Genomic DNA, 19,557 nt, shown 5'->3' on the forward strand with positions numbered 1-19,557 from the left:
ATGCTACGTTCCTCCGTCATCCGTGTTTTGATTCTGGTGCCAGCGTTACTGCTAGTGCTGTGTGTTGCCATTAAATTCGGCCCTGTCACCTTCTCACTTGATGAGGTGGTGAACGCCGTGATGGCGGGTTACTGGCATAGCGATACGGAAGGAACACTGCACCAGCGGATTGTATGGTCGCTGCGATTGCCCCGCGCCCTGCTGGCCACGCTGGCAGGCGCATCCCTGGCGCTGGCTGGAACCGTGCTTCAGTCGCTGACGCGCAACCCACTGGCTGATCCATGGGTGCTGGGTATTTCCTCCGGCGCTGGCGCTGGGGCGGTGCTGGTTATCGCGCTCGGTCTCTGTGTGGGCTGGGCGGCTGTCCCGGCAGGGGCATTTTGTGGTGCGGTACTGGCCTTTGTGCTGGTGTTGTCGATGGCGGGAAAATCCCTTTCCGGTTCCTCCAGCCGCTTCATCCTGACAGGCGTGGCCGTCACGCAACTACTGTCGGCGCTCACCTCGCTTATCACGCTCTGGAAGACCGACGCGGATACCACCCGTGGGGTAATGTTCTGGCTGCTGGGCAGTTTCGCTCAGGCAAGCTGGATGCAGGTGCTGTTATGTGCGCTGGTGCTGCTGCCTGTCGGTCTTTTCTGCTGGTGGCGCGCCGTGGAGCTGGATGTTATGACCTTCGGGAGCATTACCGCGCAATCCCTGGGTGTGGAAGTCGGCCAGATCAAACTGGTAATGTTCTGCCTGCTTACGCTGCTGACGGGGGTTGTCGTCGCCTGCTGTGGCGCTATCGGGTTCATCGGCCTGACCGTCCCGCATATCGCACGGATGCTTATCGGCCATCGGCATCGGACGCTGCTGCCTGCAGCCATACTGTCGGGGGCTATCTTCGCCGTACTGGCCGATACACTGGCACGCACGATACTTGCCCCACGTGAATTACCCGTGGGGATCTTAACCGCGCTTTTAGGCGTCCCTGTCTTCTTGTTCCTGATATCCAGAACGACCAAATAGCAATGTGGTGATCCTGTACTCGCTGACGCTATTCCAGCCGCAAGATCGGTGGCGTATCTAACACCTTTGAGTTTATAGTCAGAGAGTGGGCGCAGATGAAAAACGATAAAGAGTCATTTTCCCCAGCATCGGCATAAGGGATTAAATCTCTAAGGAAATCATTTAAACTTTGGTTAGCTAACTACAGCAACTCAAACAACTGCAATTATCCGTGATGGAAATCTCCGTATTGAAACGGCCAAAAAAAATTCACGAATACATATCAACGCAAACCATAACAGGTAGTACAAGTCCCTGGATAAGCCTCACCTGCCCCTTGATCTGAGAGACAGAGAAGAAGTTTGTACCTCCAAGTACCATTTCATTTAACATAACCTCAGGCGCTAAATCCTCTGGAGTTTTAGTCATTTTCACATCCGTTATATTAAAAATATTTGAACCAACGACTTTATCTACACTAACCTGATAATCTCTATTAATCAGATAACTTTCCCCCTTCTGAGTCATTATTCCTTTATGAATGATAGTAACAGCGCCAGAACTATTAAAGATAAAAAAAGATGTCACACGGATCTCTGCATCTTCACCAGATGAATCAGCTTTACGTACAACGACATCTGATTGACACCGAAAATCATCAAGATGATGTTCATCCCGGATAAAGTAATAAAAAATCACACAACCAGTGGCAATCAACATAATTATGACAAATATTATCTTTAACAACTTATCAGCCATCATCTAAGTTCCTGTCATGTTCCTGTAAGATATACAATTTTTATAGTCGTCGGCCTCTTTATTCCAATAGCATACACCTAAAAAAACAATTTCAATCTGGTGTTGTCCAAAGTTTGAATAGTAGACATCAGCACCGGGTAATTGACAATTGACATGCTCATCAACAATCATATTTCGTATTCTGTCCAGATAATGATTTACTGGCTCAACTTTGTTTTTCCCAACAAAATAAACTGCACATTCACTAATTTTACCGAGAAAATGTTGATGAATACCTTCTGAATACGGGTGCGGGTAATCGTCTTTTCGAATTAGTAGCAAAAATGTAGTTATCCCTATAAAAATACTGATAAAAAACACCCTCAACTTCCATACATGCTGTCGTGAAAATTGAGAACAAAAATGCCAACGGGTATTCATGAGGAAAATGTTATTGCGGGGTGTTTTTTCTGCCACCTGTTTTTGACTATCAGAAACTCTCAGTGTGTGATGATCAATATTCGCCTCAAGACAGAAACCCTTGCCACGGATGGTCCTTATCAGCATGGGGTCACATCCGAGATAACGAAACGCTTTTCTTATTTCACTTACAGCTACATTCAGACTCACTGAAGAACCTGTGAATCCATGATCTTCCCACACTTTCTTTATCAAATCTTCACGTTCTACTACGTGTCCATTATTAATGATTAATACGTATAATAATCTTGCACCTTGGTTAGATAAATGAATCGATGATTCTTCCTCACCATTAATCATAATAATTCCGCTATCGACTTCGTAAAGCATTGTAAGATCAATGAGGTACTTCATAAGTATCCTTACGAGCTAGTACATAAGAGAAATAATACCCACAAAATATTATGCGTCAAGTAAAGCCAACTAATTAACCGCAATGAAGTTATATATCCTGGTTAATTAAGAATTATTAAATGATTATTATGCATAGATATATCAGGCGTAGTAGATAGTAAAAATAATTCAGCCCAGCAAAGAAGATTATAATGTCGTTTATCGCCATTAATCAGTATAATGTTTTGATATGTGTCTTTTTGTTGCATGATACTCACGTTGAAGCAGAGTCGTTTCATCGACATACATATACCTCTGATGTTTCTGATTAGAAAACTTTAGTCACGTATTTAATTCAATGGTAAATCTGTGCGAAAGAATCAACTCCCCCGCTACATACCCATATTATTTGATATCAATCAAACGGAGTTTATTATGATTAAAAAGGTCATGATCGTATCTGCATTTGCAGCAGTTACCACTTCAGCAAGTACGATTGCTGCCGACGATACTGCTGGTGGCGTTATCAACTTTAGTGGTGCTATTACAGATACAACTTGTACAATTAATGGAGGTAAAAGTGCTGACTTTACTGTAGCGCTCTCTCCTATTACAATTACGGAAGCAGGAAATACTGTAGGCCTTATCAACAAAAATAAAAAGTCATTTTCAATGACATTCTCTGATTGTACACCAGCAGTTAGTACCTCAGGCATCCATTTTTTGAAAATTAATTTCTTTTCTGCTGATAATATTTCAACTGATGGGAAATATTTATTAAATAACTCCGTCAACGAAAACGACCCAAGCGTTGCACGTAATGTTGGCTTCTCACTTGTAGAGCCGGGTGCTACCGCACCAATTATTCTAAACCAACCATATACAACCTCGATTACAGAAGCCGCAAAATTATCTGACGAAGAGACACTCACTCTGGATGTTTACTACTATAAGACAAATACCACTGCCGCCACTGTGGGGGCATTAAGTTCGAACGTTACTTATACCATTTCATACCTGTAAGTCTCACCCATTCAGACTCTGCAAAAGCAGAGTCTGAATTAAAGGTTATAATCATGCTTAAAGCAACTTTACTGACTGTGTTTTTTCTAAGCATTAGCAATACACATGCTAATATAGTGATCAATGGCACGCGAATTCTTTATCCTGAAAAGAGTAAAGAAGTTATCGTTCAATTAATTAATAATGGCGATGCTCCTTCTTTAGTTCAATCATGGATTGATGATGGGAACATAAAATCAACCCCAGAAACTGCAAATGTTCCCTTTCTGCTTTCCCCCCCAGTAATAAAGGTTAACCCTAATAATGGTCAACATCTTCGCATCAAAAAGATACCGGCGAATCTGCCGACAGATCGTGAATCCGTTTTCTTTCTCAATGTACTGGATATTCCACCGACCCCTGAAAATTTACATGGTCAGAATACAATACAACTTGCTATCAAGACTCGTATCAAACTATTTTATCGCCCTGCCGCTTTAAATGGTTCTGTGGATAGTGCATTGTCCAGGCTAAAATTTATCGCAGAACATAAGCAGCTACGTATCATTAATGAAAGTCCTTTTAATATTACCATCGCTAATATTGAAAATATTCAAAAAGATAAATTACTGAATGAGCCGTTGATGATTTCGCCATTTGCACATGAAATCACCTTAACAACAAAAACTATCAACCCGGGTCAAAAATACTGGATTATGTATGTTGATGACCTGGGGGCATATAAACGCCACACTATCACCAGTCAGTGATAGGAATGTTTCATCATGCAAATTACACAAAACAAGTTTTATCTATTGGTTATATGTCCGCTTCTATTTTCGTACAGATCGAGCGCCCTGACTTTCGATACTTCTATACTTGCTGGAGCATCTGGCAAGTCTGATCTTTCTCGCTTTTATGAAAATAATGAAATGCCAGTTGGTAAACATCCATTAAATATCTACGTAAATGGTAACTGGAAAGGCTGCTATGATGTCATATACGGCAAAGAACGAGATGATATCCGTCTCGACTGGAAAGATTCACAACTACTAGGAATTAATACTCAAAATATCCCTACACCTGCAACTGAATCCGCTCAGGTGCAATTGTATGATTTGGTACAGGGAGGACGTATTGAAACGGATCCAGGTTCGTTAAGTGTAAAACTTACTGTTCCTCAGGCCGCGATAATTCGTACAGAAGAAGGTTATGTTGCCCCACAATTTTGGGATGAAGGTATCTCTGCAATAACACTTTCATACAACATGACCTACTACAACACGCAAACTAAAACATCCCCAAAAGTCAACAATGATGATTTCTACGCTGGTCTTAATTCCGGGGTTAATCTGCTCGGTTGGCAATTTCGTGATAACAGCACATGGAGTAAGCGCACCAGTAACGAAGGCCAGTGGGAAAATAATACCCGTTACTTTCGCAAACCCATTGCCGGACTGAAATCAAATCTGACTTTCGGTGATTTCTATACACCCGGTGATCTCTTTGACTCCCTTAGGATCCGAGGGTTTTCAATTAATTCTGAGATGAAAATGCGGCCTAATTCTCAACAAGGTTTTTCTCCAGTGATACATGGTATCGCGCAGACAAACGCTCTCGTTAAAGTAATCCAAAGCGGCAATATCATTTACCAGGAGAATGTACCACCGGGCCAATTTTCCCTGGACAGTATTCAGCCAACAGGTTCCGCAGGAGATCTCCTGGTGGTCATTCGTGAAGCCGATGGGACAGAGCAATCTTTCACAGTGCCTTTTTCATCTGTGCCTGGCATGCTAAAAGCAGGGGTAACTCAATACGGTATTATCGCAGGGCAAGTTAACCAGACCACTATTGATACCACTCCCTCTTTTGTTCAGGGGACTTTCAGTTATGGCATCAATAACCTAATTACGGGTTACACCGGGGCGATCATTAGTGATAACTACCAGGCAAGTTTGTTCGGTTCTGGCTGGAACCTTCCTTTCGGCGCAGTTTCAATAGATGTTACCCACGCAAACACTAAGCTAGAGAATGCTACAAATAGTGGGCAAAGCTACAGGATATCCTACAGCAAATTTATCGATTCCACTGCCACAAACTTTACTGTGGCGGCTTATCATTATTCAACTAAAGGATATTATAGTTTCAACGATGCACTTTATTCACATGAGAGTTATCATCTTCTGAAAATAAGCCATGAAGACTATGCGGATAATGTTTATAATGCAACAGATATGCCTTTTAATACTAAAGAGGCAACATACACTACACGTCCTAAAAATACATTTACGCTCAACTTAAACCAGCGTTTGACTGACTCATGGGGGACTATATTTTTATCGGGTACACAGAGCGATTACTGGGATTCAGGACAAAAAAAACTCGAATATCAAATGGGATATTCAAATTCGGTGGGAAAAACCAGCTATTCCATCTCTTCCAGCCGCGTAAGGGATATTCAAGGAAAAGAAGAAACACGTATGTATGCTTCATTAAGTTTGCCATTTTCATTATTTGAAGAGACAGCCTGGATAAGTTCCAGTGTTTCTGCCAGTGATACACATTATGAACAAAGCAACATTAGTATAAGCGGGACAGCAATGGCTTCTAACCGGTTAACTTATTCCCTATCCGAAAGCCACTCAAATAATGGTGATAATATGGCGAGTCTTAATGCCACATACAGGTCCAACTATTCTACCCTGGGGACATCATACAGCAAATCAACGAATTTTCGGCAGTCAGGTATGAGCAGTCGAGGAAGCATTGTAGCGTTCCCATGGAGTATTCTCACCTCGAATGAAATAAGCAATACGATGACTATCGTAGAAGCACCTGCAGCCTCAGGGTTAATGATAAATGGTGATGAAAGCATCATTACAAACAATAAGGGCCTGGCACTTGTACCTTATGCTACGCCTTATCGAAAAAATTCAATTACGTTAGCAGAAACAGACACCCATTCAGGAGCAGAAATAATAGGAAATATGGCAAATAGCGCACCATACGATGGTGCAATTAATTATCTATATTTTGAAACAGATAAGCGACAAACATGGGAACTTCACGCAACACGGTCTGATGCTTCTCCCCTACCTTTCGGTACTGAAGTCTTTAATGAAGAGAATATCTCTGTTGGTTATGTCGGCCAGGCAAGCATGCTTTATTTGCGTGCAGAACATCCACCAAAACGCCTGAGAGTCAGGATGCGTGATAGTTACTGTGACATAACATATCCCGTATTCAGTTTGAATTCACCTACTGCTATTTGTAAATAAAAACAGGATCAATAATAATGAAGTGGCTCCTTCTCATGTTGTTCGCTTTTGTCAGCAGCACTAGCTACGCAACCTGCTCCGGTAATGGTATAAGCTATGCCGCCCCCATAAATGTCGATTTATCAGACAAACTAAGCACGGCTACGCCAGAATGGACGGGGACGTTCACTACTCAGTATGCTGGCACTTTTAACTGTACAACATATAATAGTGATTTTGCGTATACTCCGATACTCTCAAATAACATAAAATACGCAACCATTCTTGGATTCAACAATAATAAACACATGATACTTGCAGAAATAACGAGTACTCATTCAACAGTTACTTTGAAATCGAGTGGATTGCACTCTGCTTCAGAGTTGAATACCCGTTTCAACGTACGATTTTCGCTGGTAAACCAGGGAGGAATGGCTATCACAGGAGAAACAGTGAAACTTTATGATGTTTTGTTTGTGAGTGATCTTAGTGGATTGTCCTTTTCAGAAATCATATTATGGCCATTAAATCAGGTACAAAAAATATTCACATGGCTATTCAACGGTTTCAGATGGCCATATGATACGCGCGACATGTTTGGTCAACCCATGATAATTAAATACTCACCGAAACAGACTACTTGTTCATTTATTAATGCTGGGTTGACGGTCAGTCTCCCTACCCTGGGAGTAAACCAGATTAACTCTTCAAACCAGCCCGGATTAACACCTTTTATATTGAATATGCGATGTCAGGATATAAGCATAGCTGGCACTTCAGACCGGGCAATCGAAATGTTTTTGTCAAGCAATACGTTACACTCCTCTGATAATTCAGTACTCGTGGACAACAGCGCATCTGGAATAAAAGGAATTGGATTGCGTTTGACTCTACAGAGTAAACCGCAAACACCAGTTATGATTTCCACCTCAAACACCAGCAGGGGTATGGCAACGCTGCTTTATAATGTTACGGCTGGACACTCTATAAGCGATAATTTTTCAATTCCAATGACAGTATACTATTACGCATGGGATAAAGAAAACATTACCCAGGGTAAAATAAATACATCCGCCACATTAAATATTATTTATCCATAAAATGAACATTCTAAATTTTATGATGATATTTTTAAACTTACTAAAAATAATAACGAAAAAATCTCATCACTGAGCGATAACAGGTGGTATCAGTAATATTTTCCTGAAAACTGCATATCAGGTAAAAAGGAGAAGCGCATCCACACATAGAAAAAGTGGAGCGCTACATTGGACCTTGTGTACAAACGTCGTATTACAGTTTTAAAAATCCACGCACTTGCGTGGATTTCTTTGAGACTTGCCAGCCCATCTCCGCTTTTACCACTTATCGCTTTTGCCCCGATGGATCCGGTTATGTTTTCTACGGTTAGCTTGTTTGCACCACTTTCATGACCGCAAAGTAGAAAACAGGCACGAATATATCGCAATAAGATATAACCACACCCATTGCATTGTTTCTTACCGCTGATCGGATACTCTTTTTTCACATTATCTCTGGCGGCGTTTGCCAGTACAGGATGGAGTGCAATCGCGCTGCACATGTGGTGTGCAATGCGATAATTTTCCTTGTCAGTAGAACGTCGGCGGGTTCGCAAATGCACCGTATGCCACTGGTGGAGTGCTGTGCAGAAAGGAGAAGAAACGCGCGTTATGAATATGAATAACGAGGAGACTTTTTATCAAGCCATGCGTCGTAAGGGAGTAAGCCGACGCAGTTTTCTCAAATATTGTAGCCTTGCAGCCACATCGCTGGGTCTCGGTGCCGGAATGACGCCGAAAATAGCCTGGGCACTGGAGAATAAACCCAGAATTCCGGTTGTCTGGATCCATGGCCTGGAATGTACCTGCTGCACCGAATCGTTTATCCGCTCCTCTCACCCTCTCGCCAAAGATGTCATCCTCTCACTGATTTCCCTCGATTATGACGACACCCTGATGGCCGCCGCCGGTACGCAGGCCGAAGAGGTATTTGATGACATCCTCAACCGCTACCACGGCAGATATATATTGGCAGTAGAAGGTAACCCTCCTCTGGGTGAGCAAGGCATGTTCTGCATCAGCGGCGGACGCCCATTTATCGAGAAATTAAAGAGAGCCGCGGCGGGAGCCAGCGCGATTATCGCCTGGGGAACCTGCGCTTCCTGGGGCTGCGTTCAGGCGGCCCGGCCTAATCCAACCCAGGCGACACCTATCGATAAAGTGATCACCGACAAACCGATCGTCAAGGTCCCCGGTTGCCCCCCCATCCCGGATGTCATGAGCGCCATCATTACTTATATGGTGACCTTTGATCGTCTGCCTGACCTGGATCGTCTGGGACGCCCACTCATGTTTTATGGCCAGCGCATTCACGACAAATGTTACCGCCGCGCGCATTTTGATGCCGGTGAGTTCGTCGAGAGTTGGGATGATGACGCCGCCCGTAAAGGATACTGCCTGTACAAAATGGGCTGTAAAGGGCCAACCACCTATAACGCCTGTTCTACCACCCGCTGGAATGGTGGTGTCTCCTTCCCGATCCAGTCTGGTCACGGTTGTCTGGGATGTTCAGAGAACGGTTTCTGGGATCGCGGTTCGTTCTATAGCCGTGTGGTCGATATTCCACAGATGGGTACTCACTCTACCGCCGATACCGTGGGTCTCACCGCCCTCGGTGTCGTAGCCGCAAGTGTGGGCGTGCATGCTGTCGCCAGCGCCGTGAATCAACACAACCGACATAAACAGCAATTAGCAGAAGCCGGACAACAGCAGTCAGACAAAGAGGACAAACAGGCATGAGTAACCAGTATCAAACCCAGGGATATACAGTAAATAATGCCGGTCGTCGTCTGGTTGTAGACCCAATTACCCGTATCGAAGGACACATGCGATGCGAGGTAAACATTGATGAGCAAAACATCATTACTAATGCAGTTTCCTGCGGCACCATGTTTCGGGGCCTGGAGATTATTCTTCAGGGACGCGACCCGCGTGACGCCTGGGCGTTTGTCGAACGTATTTGCGGAGTATGTACCGGCGTACATGCGCTTGCATCGGTCTATGCCATTGAAGATGCCATTGGCATCAAAGTGCCCGATAACGCCAACATCATTCGTAACATCATGCTGGCCACACTGTGGTGCCATGACCACCTGGTGCACTTTTATCAGTTAGCCGGAATGGACTGGATTGACGTCCTGAACGCCCTGAAAGCCGATCCGCGCGCAACATCACAACTGGCACAGAGTCTCTCTTCGTGGCCGATGTCATCACCCGGCTACTTCTTTGACGTACAAAACCGTCTGAAGAAATTTGTCGAAGGTGGTCAGTTGGGGATCTTCCGTAACGGTTATTGGGGACACCCTCAGTACAAACTGTCGCCGGAGGCCAACCTGATGGGTTTTGCCCACTATCTGGAAGCCCTCGATTTTCAACGCGAGATTATCAAAATCCATACCGTGTTTGGCGGTAAGAATCCCCATCCTAACTGGATTGTCGGCGGCATGCCGTGCGCTATCAACATCGATCAGAGCGGCGCGGTAGGCGCTGTCGATATGGAACGTCTCAACCTGGTTCAGTCGATCATCACCCGCACGGCCGACTTCATCAACAATGTGATGGTCCCTGACGCACTGGCCATCGGCCAGTTCAATAAGGCGTGGAGTCAAATTGGTACCGGACTGTCTGATAAATGCGTATTGAGCTACGGCGCTTTCCCGGACATCGCTAACGACTTCAGCCAGAAGAGTCTGCTGATGCCTGGTGGCGCTGTCATTAATGGCGATTTTAAAAACGTGATGCCAGTAGATCTGGCCGATCAGCAACAGATTCAGGAGTTCGTAGATCACGCCTGGTATCGTTACCCTGACGATCAACTGGGCCGCCATCCGTTCGAAGGTATCACAGAGCCCTGGTATAACCCGGGCGACGTCAAAGGCAGTGATATTCATATCCAGCAACTCAACGAGCAAGAACGCTATTCCTGGATTAAAGCGCCTCGCTGGCGTGGTCACGCCATGGAAGTTGGACCGTTAGCGCGCACGCTGATTGCCTACCACAAAGGAGATGCCGCCACGATTGAATCAGTAGATCGAATGATGTCCGCGCTCAACCTGCCATTATCGGGTATTCAGTCAACGCTGGGTCGCATCCTGTGTCGCGCACATGAAGCACAGTGGGCCGTGAGTAAACTGCAATACTTCTTCGACAAACTGATGACCAACCTGAAAAACGGCAATCTGGCTACTGCCAATACCGATAAGTGGGAACCTGCAAGTTGGCCGCAACACTGTCGCGGTATCGGTTTTACCGAAGCGCCTCGCGGAGCATTAGGGCACTGGGCGTCGATTCGCGATCATAAGATCGATCTGTATCAGTGTGTGGTTCCGACAACCTGGAATGCCAGTCCGCGCGACCCCAAAGGACAAATTGGTGCCTACGAAGCGGCATTGATGGGAACCCGGATGGCAATCCCGGATCAACCACTGGAGATCCTGCGAACTTTGCACAGTTTCGATCCCTGTCTGGCTTGTTCAACCCACGTACTCGGCGACGACGGCAGCGAACTCATCTCAGTCCAGGTACGCTAAGCGTTAAGGAAAGGAACGATGACTGGAACGACACCCAAACGCGTCGGGGAGGCGCGTGACACCGCCGTCAGCCACTATGTGTTCGAAGCACCTGTGCGCTTGTGGCACTGGCTTACGGTGGGCTGCATGTTGGTTTTGATGGTGACGGGATACTTTATTGGCCGCCCTTTACCCTCCGTCAGTGGTGAGGCCACCTATCTGTTCTATATGGGAGACATTCGGTTGGTGCATTTCGCTGCCGCGATGCTGTTCACGGTGATACTGCTGGGGCGCATCTACTGGGCCTTCGTGGGTAACCGTTATTCACGAGAACTGTTTGTGGTACCGGTCTGGCGCCGCAGTTGGTGGCTGGGGGCATTTTCGGTGGTGCGCTGGTATCTGTTTCTGGAAAAAAAACCGGGGGATGATATCGGACATAACCCTGTCGCACAGGCAGCGATGTTCGGTTACTTCCTGTTATCGGTTTTTATGATCCTCACCGGTTTTGCCCTATACAGCGAGCATAGTCAGTACGCCATCTTTACCCCCTTCCACTATGTGACGGCTCTTTTCTACTGGGCTGGTGGTAACTCTATCGACATTCACAGCTGGCACCGGTTAGGAATGTGGCTCATTGCTGCCTTCATCACCGGACATGTGTATATGGCAATCCGCGAGGACATCATGTCTGACGATACCGTCATCTCAACCATGATCAACGGCTACCGTAGCCACAAATTTCCCCGACGTCAGCACGACAAGGAGGCGTCATGAGTGAGCCAAACGTCATTGTGATGGGCCTGGGCAACTTGTTGTGGGCAGACGAAGGATTTGGCATTCGTGTCGCTGAACGCCTGTACGCCCATTACCACTGGCCGGAATACGTGGAGATCGTTGACGGTGGCACTCAGGGATTGAACCTTCTGGGTTACGTTGAGAGTGCCAGCCATTTGTTGCTGCTTGACGCCATCGACTACGGGCTCGCACCAGGCACCCTGCAAACCTACGCCGGTGAAAAAGTTCCCAGTTACCTCAGCGCAAAAAAGATGAGCCTGCACCAGAACAGCTTTTCCGAGGTGCTTGCCCTGGCTGATATTCGCGGTCATCTGCCCTCGCACATTGCTTTGGTCGGGCTGCAACCGGCACAACTGGACGAATATGGTGGGAGTCTGACCGACATCGCGCGCGCTCAGCTACTGGCTGCGGAGCAAGCCTCACTTAGGCAACTGGCTGCATGGGGCATTGTGCCAGAAGCAAACGAAGAAGCGCGTTGCCTTAACTATGAATGCCTGTCGATGGAAAACTATGAAGGTATACGCATCCGCCAGTACCGGATGACGCTGGAGGAACAAGAGAAGTGTTGAATGACAACCCGTTTTCTGCGCTATGGCAACGGATGCTGGCCCGTGGCTGGCAGCCGCTGAACGCGTCTGAACTGGACACCTGGATAGAACGTGTTAGTGATGGCGTCGTACTGCTCAGTAGCGATCCCCGCCGCACACCGGAAGTCAGCGATAACCCGGTGATGATGGCCGAACTACTCCGTGAGTTTCCCCTGTTTGACTGGCACATAGCCATGGCTGACCTGGAACAAAGTGAAGCAATTGGCGATCGTTTCGGCGTATTTCGTTTCCCTGCCACCCTAGTGTTTACCCGCGGGGAACTACGCGGCATCCTCAGCGGCATCCACCCATGGGCCGATCTGCTTTCCCTGATGCGCCCACTGGTTGAAGAACACGTTCCTGCGGAGTCAGAAAAATGAGCGATTCTTTTTTCCATCTGCTGGGGCCGGGGACACAACCAGACGATGACAGTTTTACTATGAATCCATTGCCTCTCACCTGCCAGGTAAACAGCGCCCCCAGCATGGCGGCGCTGGAAAGCTGCCAGCATAGCCCGACGGTGATGGCATTGTTAGCCGAACTGCGCAAACAACTCACCCGGCGCATCCCTGCCAAAGAGGAAGTCCTCGGGTGGGATTTATCCGCACTAAATGCAGACGATCTCACGTTTCTCAATACATTGCTGGGTGAAGGAGAAGTTTCAGCACGTATTCAGCATGCAGACGGCAGCGAGAGCGAGATCCAGGAGTCAATTTTCTGCGGTATCTGGCGGATACGTCGCCAGTCCAGCAATCAGCAATGGGAAGAGCGACTGGAAGCGGGTAGCGCCCCTCTGGTGCTGTGGCAGGCGGCAACACTGAATACATTGCCGGACGATACCCTGCTACCACCGCCAGTCGACGGGTTGATGAACGGCCTGACGCTGGCCCAGGAATTACTGGCACACGTTCGCAACCCGGCAACACAACCCCACAGTATCAATCTCACCCAACTCCCGATTAGCGACGCTGACCGTCTGTTCCTCACACGCTTATGCGGCCAGGGCCACATCCAGATCCGCACTGTTGGTTACGGTGAAAGCCAAATCGATGCCACGGCATTACGCCATGTCTGGCATGTCCGCTGTCTGGATACTCTCAAGGGGATCCTGCTCGATAGTTACGAAATCTGTCCGTTGCCTGAACTGGTGCAGGCCGCGCCGGAAGATCTGCTCGACTCACTCCAGCGCCTGAACGAAGTCTGCGGATGGCTGGAAGGGCCTCCACATTTTTAAGGTCCGTTACCTGGGCCAGTTGCATTTTCTGTTGCTGGTCTGACGCAGTTTGTCTTTCCCATTATTTCCATTCATCTGATTATTGCCTACAGGAGTTCGCATGTGGGATGTCATTGACTTATCGCGCTGGCAATTTGCTCTGACCGCGCTTTATCATTTCCTGTTTGTCCCCCTGACACTGGGGTTGATCTTTTTACTGGCCATCATGGAAACCCTCTACGTGGTGACGGGCAAAACAATCTACCGCGATATGACGCGTTTCTGGGGTAAGTTATTCGGCATTAACTTTGCTTTGGGAGTGGCGACCGGCCTGACCATGGAGTTTCAGTTCGGCACTAACTGGTCACTCTATTCCAACTATGTGGGCGATATTTTCGGTGCCCCGCTGGCGATGGAGGCCCTGCTGGCCTTCTTTCTTGAATCCACTTTCGTGGGATTGTTCTTTTTCGGCTGGCATCGCTTAACTAAATATGAGCACCTGCTGGTGACCTGGCTGGTCGCGTTTGGCTCCAATATCTCGGCGCTGTGGATCCTCAATGCCAACGGCTGGATGCAATACCCGACAGGCGCGCACTTCAATATAGATACACTCCGCATGGAGATGAGCAGCTTTAGCGATCTGGTCTTCAACCCCGTCAGCCAGGTGAAATTTGTGCATACCGTGATGTCCGGTTATGTAACTGGCGCTATGTTTGTTATGTCTATCAGCGCCTGGTATCTGTTGCGTGGTCGCAATCGCGAGTTTGCCCTTCGCTCCTTCGCGGTTAGCTCAGTATTCGGCACACTGGCTATCCTCGGCGCTCTGCAACTGGGTGACAGCTCTGCCTATGAGGTTGCCCGACTCCAGCCGGTAAAACTGGCAGCAATGGAAGGCGAGTGGCAAACCGAACCTGCGCCTGCCCCATTTCATGTGATCGCCTGGCCACAACAGGAACAAGAGCGTAATGCCTTTGCCGTGAAGATACCTGCACTGCTTGGCATTCTGGCTACCCACTCGTTAGATACGCCGGTTCCAGGGTTGAAGAATCTGATGGCGGAGACGTTACCCCGATTGCAACGTGGCCGGGTTGCGTGGCTGCTGATGCAGAAAATTGCCAATGGGGACCGCACACCTCAGGTGCTCAGCGCTTTCCACCGCGTAGAAAATGATTTGGGTTATGGCATCCTGCTGGCGAATTTTGCCCCCAACATGAACAATGTCACACCAGATCAATATCAGGCGGCGCAACGCGGCGCAATACCGCAGGTAGCACCTGTATTCTGGAGTTTTCGCATCATGGTGGGATGCGGCTCCGCTCTGCTGCTGGTAATGGCGATTGCACTGATACAGACCTTACGCATGCGCATCGACCAACATCGCTGGGTGCTGCGTATGACGCTCTGGAGCCTGCCGTTACCGTGGATCGCCATTGAAGCAGGCTGGTTTATGACCGAGTTTGGCCGACAACCGTGGGCGATTCAGGACATTCTACCGACCTGGTACGCTCATTCAGCCCTGACCGCAGGTCAACTGGCCTTCTCTATGGGCCTGATCCTTACGCTTTACACCCTGTTTTTAATTGCTGAAGTCTATCTGATGCAGAAGTACGCACGTCTTGGGCCGAGTGCGATGCAGAATCAACAACCGATGCAACAACAGGGATAAAGGAGACAATCATGTTGGATTATGAAACGTTACGGCTCATTTGGTGGCTGCTGATAGGCATCATTCTGGTAGCATTTATGGTCACTGACGGATTTGATATGGGAGTGGGATGCCTGTTACCACTGATCGCACGTAACGATGACGAACGTCGGGTGTTGATCAATAGCGTCGGTGCGCACTGGGAAGGTAACCAGGTGTGGCTCATTCTGGCAGGCGGTGCATTATTCGCCGCCTGGCCACGTGTCTATGCCGCCGCGTTTTCGGGGTTTTACGTAGCGATGATTCTGGTGCTGTGTGCTCTCTTCTTTCGTCCGTTGGCCTTTGACTATCGCGGTAAGATTGTTAATAGTCGCTGGCGCGCCTTGTGGGACACCGGATTGGTTATAGGGAGTCTGGTGCCCCCTGTTATCTTCGGCGTTGCGTTCGGCAATCTGTTCCTCGGGGTTCCATTTGCCTTTACGTCGCAGCTTCATGTGGAATACTTTGGCTCCTTCTGGCAGTTACTCTCGCCCTTTGCTCTGCTGTGCGGCGCATTAAGTCTGATGCTGGTGATCCTGCAAGGGAGCGTGTGGTTGCAGCTGAAGACCGATGGCATTATTCGCCAACGGGCGTTGTCTGCCACCAGCCGCAGCGCAATGCTGGTAGTGCTCTGTTTCCTGTTAGCCGGATACTGGCTATGGGCGGGTATTAATGGCTTTGTACTGCTCAGCCAAAATGCTAATGGCCCTTCCAACCCGCTGCTAAAGGCCGTGACGATATTACCTGGTGCCTGGATGAATAACTTCATGCATACGCCGCTTCTGCTGATTATTCCGCTGCTTGGCATGCTTTTTCCGATGCTCACACTCTATGCCTGCACCCACCGTCGGATTGTCTGGGGATTCCTGTTTTCTTCACTGACCCAGGCCTGTGTTATCTTCACTGCCGGAATAACTCTGTTTCCGTTTGTGATGCCATCAAGCACGCACCCACTTTCCAGTCTGACGGTGTGGGATAGCACCTCCAGTCAAATGACGCTCAGTATTATGCTGATTATTGTGTTGATTTTTCTGCCGATCGTCCTGCTCTACACCTTGTGGAGTTATTACAAGATGTTGGGGCGAATTAATTCAGAAACTCTCCGCCACCACCATCATGAACTTTACTAGGAGGTCTGTATCATGTGGTATTTATTTTGGTTCGTCAGCATTGTGCTGATGTGCTCGTTGTCTACGCTGGTCCAGGTATGGTTTGAATCTCGTCAAAAATAGATTTTAACCGGAGGGAGTGATACGCAACCTCCGGTTTATTTTATTGGTAATTGCAAAATATCCATTGTTAAGTCATGTGTAACATCAGAAGTGAAGAGTTTGCGCTCCTCACTACCAGCCAACATGTTACTTACTGATTTTACGGAGTTCTGTCACGGGCACGCCGCCAATACCCCAGTTATCTGTGTCAACCTCATCAATAACGACAATAGTTGTACTTGGATTTTTATTGAGCACATCGACCAACAATTGAGTAACCCCTTCCATCAACATTTTCTTTTGTTTATCTGTAGCACCTTCTTTCGTGATCTTTATATTTACGTAAGGCATGTTAACTCCTGTGAATTATATAAGTAACTATAACCAATTTCGGCTACATTATTTAATAGCGAACACCAACATGGCAATGCTATTTATTAGCAAACACTCTGTTTCATTTTTTACTAAAACTATCTAAGTATTTAACTTTTTCGTGCTGGAAATAGCTAATTCCTGCTGCGGCAAATAATGAACCTGCGCCCAAAAGAATCGATAGCGTCATCCCATTTTTGCTGGCCTGAAGCGCACTCACCATTAACGGTCCGGCGACTTGCCCGATGCCGTAGGTAAGCGTAACCAGCCCCAGCATGTTTATCTTACCTGGTGCTTTAATCTTTTTCGCCAGTGGCATGACCAGGGAACTTGTTCCCATAAATGTTGCACCAAAGCCAATACAACTTAAGGTCAATAGCCAGGGAGAATTTATGAATGATGCCAATACGACACAACTCGCCTGCATAATTAAGTTAACAGTCAGGCAAGGCAAGATATTCCACTGACGGGCAGCCCATAACCAACCGTAACACCCGGGGATAACCGCAAGACCAACAATCGACCATATATGATTTGCCAGAAAGTCATTTCCCATCCCTTGCGCCATTAACGGTAAATATGTAGCCACAATGATGTAACCAAAACCGGCCAGTCCATACAATAGTGCCAAATTCCACCATTGAATATCAGGCACTGACGTAGCGATCATTTTTTCGGGTGCGATAATATTTTTATTTTTTGGTAGCAAAATAATCAATACTACGAATAACATTGCAGATATAAACGCAGCACCTGACCATAAAAATTTTGAGTTTGCCGCGTAAGCAACACCGGCAATAACATATTCGTTACCAATAAAAATGCCTGCTCCGACACCGGCAAACAAGGAGGCGATGACAAAGGGATTGTGGGTATGCTGCAGGATAAGCATTGATCCAAATATCATCATGCCCGCACTCGCCACTCCAGCCATAAATCTGATGCATAAAACGATCTCAGGCGACGTCACAATGGCCATGAAATAAATAAGTATTCCGGTGGCGAGCGCAGCTGCCAGTAACATTCCCCTGAGATGATTCGCCCCGTTAAATATACCGAACGAGAAAAGAAGGCTTCCGACCAGGTATCCCGCATAGTTTGCGCTGGCAATCAGTGACAACTGCGAAAATGTGAAAATACCCTCATGCAGCATGACCGGAAGCATAGGTGTATATAAAAAACGCCCTATTCCCATTCCTAATGTTAGTACGATCATGCCGAATACAGCTGTACTCACTTGACGATGACCAGCAACGCTGTGCTCAAGATCCATTTTTTGGACTCAATATGCTAACCAAACTTAATTGTTATCTTACGTGATAAAATGATAATAAAAAGTTAATATAAATGACAAATGCGTTCACTTTGAGTGATAGTCCCTATGAACAGTACCTCCCTTAACTTGTTTAAAACCGTCGCTGAAACAGGCTCGATATCAGCAGCAGCCCGCAATCTCCACTGCGTTTCCTCCAATGTTACAACCCGTCTTAAGCAGCTGGAGTCAAGCCTTGATGTCTCGTTGTTTATACGTGAGAAAAACCGTCTCCATATCACACCTGAGGGTGAGCTTCTTCTGCGATATGCCAACAAAATTCTGGCACTTTTAGATGAAGCGGAGCTGTCCATGCAGGGGACAAAAGCGGCAGGTCCTTTACGCATAGGCGCAATGGAAACCACAGCAGCCGTACGTCTCCCATCCTTACTGGCAAATTTTCACCGGGAAATGCCTTCCGTTGAGCTGAATTTAAAGACGTCTTCAACAGAAGTGCTGGTACAACAGATCCTCAATAGCGAGCTGGATATTGCTTTCGTTGCTGACCACCATGGCTTACATGCTGAGAATTCGAGGCTGCAATCGCAGGTTTTATGTCAGGAAGCGCTTGTACTGGTGACCGCAGCAGAGCACCAGGACGTTACTACAGGATCTGACCTTAAGGTGACAAGACCACTGGTCTTTGTGAAGGGGTGTAATTATCGCGCCAGATTAGGGCAATGGCTGCGACTGCAGAATGTAGATTATGCTGACCCTCTGGAGTTTGGCTCATTTCAGGCTATTCTCGGCTGCGTTAGCGCTGGGATGGGAATTGCACTTTTGCCGGAGAGCATCGTCAGGCAGTATGAAGGCAATTTCCCAATACGTTGGCACAGCATTACGCCAGAGATTGGTAATGTAAACACTGTGATGATCTGGTTGAAAAACCGGGAAGTCAGCCGCGTACTTAATTGCTTCGTATCATTTGTTGCAACGGCTTAATTTATAGATAAAAACCAGGGAATCCGTGAATATAAACACCTCAGACAATGCCTTGT

General features: G+C 47.2%; 20 protein-coding genes. 15 read left to right on the forward strand and 5 right to left on the reverse strand.

Annotated elements, in window-relative coordinates; translation table 11 throughout:
• Complete coding sequence (locus tag LG384_RS12670) at positions 1 to 1,008, forward strand: iron ABC transporter permease (RefSeq protein WP_225760987.1); 1,008 nt, start codon at positions 1 to 3, stop codon at positions 1,006 to 1,008.
• 249 nt (positions 1,009 to 1,257) lie between these two features.
• Here LG384_RS12670 and LG384_RS12675 read toward each other — a convergent pair whose 3' ends face one another.
• Both LG384_RS12675 and LG384_RS12680 read right to left on the reverse strand, forming a co-directional pair.
• A complete protein-coding gene (locus tag LG384_RS12675) occupies positions 1,258 to 1,749 on the reverse strand; it encodes a hypothetical protein (RefSeq protein WP_225760988.1) in 492 nt (163 codons plus the stop codon).
• A complete protein-coding gene (locus tag LG384_RS12680; RefSeq protein WP_225760989.1) occupies positions 1,750 to 2,559 on the reverse strand; it encodes a winged helix-turn-helix domain-containing protein in 810 nt (269 codons plus the stop codon). It lies immediately after the preceding gene.
• 414 nt (positions 2,560 to 2,973) lie between these two features.
• Here LG384_RS12680 and LG384_RS12685 point away from each other — a divergent pair, with 414 nt between their 5' ends.
• The 4 genes from LG384_RS12685 to LG384_RS12700 are packed head-to-tail and all read left to right on the forward strand — an operon-like array spanning position 2,974 to position 7,897.
• Positions 2,974 to 3,561, forward strand: a complete 588-nt coding sequence (locus LG384_RS12685; protein WP_045443757.1) for a fimbrial protein — start codon at positions 2,974 to 2,976, stop codon at positions 3,559 to 3,561.
• A gap of 53 nt (positions 3,562 to 3,614) precedes the next feature.
• Positions 3,615 to 4,310, forward strand: a complete 696-nt coding sequence (locus tag LG384_RS12690) for a molecular chaperone (protein WP_045443760.1) — start codon at positions 3,615 to 3,617, stop codon at positions 4,308 to 4,310.
• A 15-nt stretch (positions 4,311 to 4,325) separates the two neighbouring features.
• Positions 4,326 to 6,818: a fimbria/pilus outer membrane usher protein gene (locus LG384_RS12695; RefSeq protein ID WP_225760990.1), complete on the forward strand. Its 2,493-nt coding sequence runs from the start codon at positions 4,326 to 4,328 to the stop codon at positions 6,816 to 6,818.
• A 14-nt stretch (positions 6,819 to 6,832) separates the two neighbouring features.
• Positions 6,833 to 7,897, forward strand: a complete 1,065-nt coding sequence (locus LG384_RS12700; protein WP_225761306.1) for a fimbrial protein — start codon at positions 6,833 to 6,835, stop codon at positions 7,895 to 7,897.
• Between the two features lie 89 nt (positions 7,898 to 7,986).
• Here LG384_RS12700 and LG384_RS12705 read toward each other — a convergent pair whose 3' ends face one another.
• Positions 7,987 to 8,379 carry a hypothetical protein gene (locus tag LG384_RS12705; protein WP_225760991.1) on the reverse strand — a complete coding sequence of 131 codons (393 nt, stop codon included), beginning with the start codon at positions 8,377 to 8,379 and terminating at the stop codon, positions 7,987 to 7,989.
• 115 nt (positions 8,380 to 8,494) lie between these two features.
• Here LG384_RS12705 and hyaA point away from each other — a divergent pair, with 115 nt between their 5' ends.
• The 9 genes from hyaA (at position 8,495) to cbdX (ending at position 16,896) form a co-directional block, all read left to right on the forward strand.
• Positions 8,495 to 9,616 (forward strand): hydrogenase 1 small subunit, encoded by a 1,122-nt coding sequence (gene hyaA, locus LG384_RS12710; protein ID WP_045449661.1) that lies wholly within the window; start codon positions 8,495 to 8,497, stop codon positions 9,614 to 9,616.
• Positions 9,613 to 11,406 carry a Ni/Fe-hydrogenase large subunit gene (hyaB, locus tag LG384_RS12715; RefSeq protein ID WP_225760992.1) on the forward strand — a complete coding sequence of 598 codons (1,794 nt, stop codon included), beginning with the start codon at positions 9,613 to 9,615 and terminating at the stop codon, positions 11,404 to 11,406. The genes hyaA and hyaB overlap by 4 nt, the downstream gene beginning before the upstream one ends.
• 18 nt (positions 11,407 to 11,424) lie before the next feature.
• Entirely contained in the window at positions 11,425 to 12,159 is a 735-nt protein-coding gene (hyaC, locus tag LG384_RS12720; protein ID WP_225760993.1) for a Ni/Fe-hydrogenase b-type cytochrome subunit, read from the forward strand.
• Complete coding sequence (gene hyaD / locus LG384_RS12725) at positions 12,156 to 12,749, forward strand: hydrogenase 1 maturation protease (RefSeq protein ID WP_045443784.1); 594 nt, start codon at positions 12,156 to 12,158, stop codon at positions 12,747 to 12,749. The genes hyaC and hyaD overlap by 4 nt, the downstream gene beginning before the upstream one ends.
• Positions 12,743 to 13,147, forward strand: coding sequence for a hydrogenase-1 operon protein HyaE (gene hyaE, locus LG384_RS12730; protein ID WP_200011027.1), 405 nt, complete (start codon positions 12,743 to 12,745; stop codon positions 13,145 to 13,147). The genes hyaD and hyaE overlap by 7 nt, the downstream gene beginning before the upstream one ends.
• Positions 13,144 to 14,001, forward strand: a complete 858-nt coding sequence (locus tag LG384_RS12735; protein WP_048221342.1) for a hydrogenase expression/formation protein — start codon at positions 13,144 to 13,146, stop codon at positions 13,999 to 14,001. Before hyaE ends, LG384_RS12735 begins: the two co-directional genes overlap by 4 nt.
• Before the next feature lie 100 nt (positions 14,002 to 14,101).
• Positions 14,102 to 15,646 carry a cytochrome bd-II oxidase subunit 1 gene (gene appC / locus LG384_RS12740; protein ID WP_225760994.1) on the forward strand — a complete coding sequence of 515 codons (1,545 nt, stop codon included), beginning with the start codon at positions 14,102 to 14,104 and terminating at the stop codon, positions 15,644 to 15,646.
• 11 nt (positions 15,647 to 15,657) lie between these two features.
• The gene (gene appB, locus LG384_RS12745; protein ID WP_225760995.1) at positions 15,658 to 16,794 is read left to right on the forward strand and encodes a cytochrome d ubiquinol oxidase subunit II; all 1,137 of its coding nucleotides are present in this window, start codon (positions 15,658 to 15,660) and stop codon (positions 16,792 to 16,794) included.
• Between the two features lie 12 nt (positions 16,795 to 16,806).
• Positions 16,807 to 16,896: a cytochrome bd-II oxidase subunit CbdX gene (cbdX, locus tag LG384_RS23400; RefSeq protein ID WP_225760996.1), complete on the forward strand. Its 90-nt coding sequence runs from the start codon at positions 16,807 to 16,809 to the stop codon at positions 16,894 to 16,896.
• 126 nt (positions 16,897 to 17,022) lie between these two features.
• Here cbdX and LG384_RS12755 read toward each other — a convergent pair whose 3' ends face one another.
• Positions 17,023 to 17,226 (reverse strand): 2-hydroxymuconate tautomerase family protein, encoded by a 204-nt coding sequence (locus tag LG384_RS12755; RefSeq protein WP_045443799.1) that lies wholly within the window; start codon positions 17,224 to 17,226, stop codon positions 17,023 to 17,025.
• A gap of 103 nt (positions 17,227 to 17,329) precedes the next feature.
• A complete protein-coding gene (locus LG384_RS12760) occupies positions 17,330 to 18,520 on the reverse strand; it encodes an MFS transporter (protein WP_225760997.1) in 1,191 nt (396 codons plus the stop codon).
• A 108-nt stretch (positions 18,521 to 18,628) separates the two neighbouring features.
• Between LG384_RS12760 and LG384_RS12765 the strand changes: the two genes are divergently transcribed.
• Complete coding sequence (locus LG384_RS12765) at positions 18,629 to 19,501, forward strand: LysR substrate-binding domain-containing protein (RefSeq protein WP_225760998.1); 873 nt, start codon at positions 18,629 to 18,631, stop codon at positions 19,499 to 19,501.
• Positions 19,502 to 19,557 lie beyond the last annotated feature (56 nt).

The sequence above is a fragment of the Citrobacter sp. Marseille-Q3906 genome (assembly GCF_916618775.1).
In the GTDB taxonomy this organism is placed as follows: Bacteria; Pseudomonadota; Gammaproteobacteria; order Enterobacterales; family Enterobacteriaceae; genus Citrobacter; species Citrobacter murliniae.